Source organism: Salinispora goodfellowii, from assembly GCF_059570675.1.
This window is the reverse complement of the sequence record NZ_JCANTD010000087.1, coordinates 1-2,291: the sequence shown is the minus strand read 5'-3', so window position 1 is coordinate 2,291 and position 2,291 is coordinate 1. Positions and strand designations below refer to the sequence as shown.

Sequence of the window (2,291 nt, the reverse complement as noted above, 5' to 3'; positions counted from 1 at the left end):
ACCATCACCCGCAACATCGCCGGCGGCTCGGGTGGCGGCATCGCCAACAACGGCACCACCCGGGTCAAGTACTCCACAGTCGACCGCAACACCGCGGCCGAAGCAGGTGGCGGAATCTACAGCACCGGCCTACTGGAGATCGTCAAATCCCACATCAACAACAACACCAGTGGCGACAACGGTGGTGGCGTCTTCTCGACCACCAGCACCGTCACCATCAAGGGCGGCACCGTCTCCGGCAACCAGGCATCCAACGGGGGAGCGATGTTCCTGTCCAGCTCCATCGGCACGGTTACCGGCACCAAAATCACCGGGAACACCGTCAGTGGCAGCAGCGGTGGTATCCGAGCCGACACCGGGAGCCAGCTGACGATGCGGCACGTCAGTCTCACTGACAACACCTCATCGGGCTTAGGCGGCGGCTTGTTCGTCTCCGGAGCCGGGGCAGGAGAAAGCTTCGCGACCATCGAGGACAGCGTGATCAAGAACAATCTGACCTCGGTTGTCGGCGGAGGACTCTTCACCGCGGGGCAGACGGTGCTGCGACACACCAAGGTCATCGGCAACCAGGCGAGCCAGGGTGGCGGCATCCAGAATGACGGCACCATCAGCCTCTTCACCACGAAGGTGGTCGAGAACATCGCCACCACCAACGGTGGGGGCATCTTCAACAACGCCGGCACGGTGAACCTGAACACCGCCACCGGCACCATCGTCATCAAGAACCGACCCAACAACTGCGTGGACGTCCCCGGCTGCGCCGGATAGCGAAGCCGCAGAACCACGAGGGCCCGCTCCCACCGTCACGTCGGTGCGAGCGGGCCCGCTACTCGGCGGCCCAGGTCCTCCCGGGCGGCCCGCCTCCTCAGGACGAAGCCGCCACGGCAAGCCGTACCAACCGGCCCACCCGGATGGTTGGACGGATGGCGGACGATCAGACGGTTGGGGGTTCGCGAGGCCCCTACCTGGGTACGGTCACAGGATGGTGTACATGCCGTCGCTGCCGCAGCCGCAGCGGTTGCTCCTGGCTGAACTGGCAGGCACAGCCAACCGGTACAGCATCGGCGAAGGCCGGGGCCTGCCGCAGGAGGTGGCAGTTGCCGCCGTACGGGCGATCACCGACGACCCGGTGCTACTGGGCATCCAGGCCGGGGTGGCGCTGGCCGATCCGTACGGGGTCAGCCAGCCAACCGTCGAACTGCTTCAGGCCGCCGGGGCCGACATGACCATCGCGCAGCAGCACGCGACCGAGGTGCGGGAACGGCTGGAGCGGATCGGCATCGCCCGCGAATCCAACGGTGACGTAGCCGATGGGCGACCCGGCCAGCATGGTGACGGGCAGCCGGAAGGCCGGTGCGGGTAGGGAGACCCACGGTCCCCGCCTCGGCCGTCGGGTCGGGCTGGCGCAACTGGGTGGCCTCTCGGCCGGCGCGGGAAGAGTAACGGTTCCGCCCCGTCACCGCTGGGTGACGGGGCGGAACTTCGCTGTTTGTCCGTTTGTGGGCAGGCTATCCGGCGCAGTCGGGAACGTTGACGCAGTTGTTGGGTCGATTCTTGATCACCACGGTGCCGGTGGCGTTGTTGAGGTTGACCGTGCCGGCGGCGCTGTTGAAGATCCCCCCACCGTTCGTTACGGCAACATTCTTGATGACCTTTGTCGAGAAGAGCGAGATCGTCGCCTGAGCGGAGTTCAAGATGCCGCCACCCTGCTCAGCCTGGTTGCCAATGATCTTCGTGTCCCGCACCACCGCTTGCCCCCCGTTGGAGACCCCTCCGGCGTCGCCTTCGGTAGCGATGTTGTTCTTGATGACACTGTCCTCGACGATCCCGAAGGAAGCACCCCCGTTGGTGGGCCCGGAAACCGCCAAGCCACCAACAACCTGGGCTGTGTTTTCCGTGAGAGTCACCTTCCGCAGCGTCACCTGTCCAGCAGTGGCGACCCGGACACCACCCGTGTCGCCAGCGGAGTTCCCGGCGATCCGGGTGTCGGTGACCACGCCGATGCCGCTTGATATGTACAGCCCGCCAGCGATGGCCGCCTGGTTGCCGGAGATGGTGCCACCCTTGACCGTGACCGTGCTGTTGGACGAGTAGATACCACCGCCAAATTCAGAAATGTTGTTGTCGATGTGGGATTTGACGACCTCCAGCAGTCCGGCGCTGTAGATTCCGCCTCCCTGCTCATTGGTGTTGTTGGCGGTGTTGCGGTCGACTGTGGAGTACTTGACCCGGGTGGTGCCGTTGTTGGCGATGCCGCCACCCGAGCCGCCGGCGATGTTGCGGGTGATGGT

1 protein-coding gene and 2 pseudogenes are annotated in these 2,291 nt (G+C 65.2%); 2 read left to right on the top strand and 1 reads right to left on the bottom strand.

Annotated elements, in window-relative coordinates:
* Both T398_RS26735 and T398_RS26730 read left to right on the top strand, forming a co-directional pair.
* Positions 1–768, top strand: a pseudogene (locus T398_RS26735) (right-handed parallel beta-helix repeat-containing protein); the annotation flags it as partial.
* A gap of 214 nt (positions 769–982) precedes the next feature.
* The gene (locus T398_RS26730) at positions 983–1,363 is read left to right on the top strand and encodes a hypothetical protein (protein WP_496450570.1); all 381 of its coding nucleotides are present in this window, start codon (positions 983–985) and stop codon (positions 1,361–1,363) included.
* A gap of 145 nt (positions 1,364–1,508) precedes the next feature.
* Here the strand turns inward: T398_RS26730 and T398_RS26725 are convergent.
* Positions 1,509–2,291, bottom strand: a pseudogene (locus T398_RS26725) (right-handed parallel beta-helix repeat-containing protein); the annotation flags it as partial.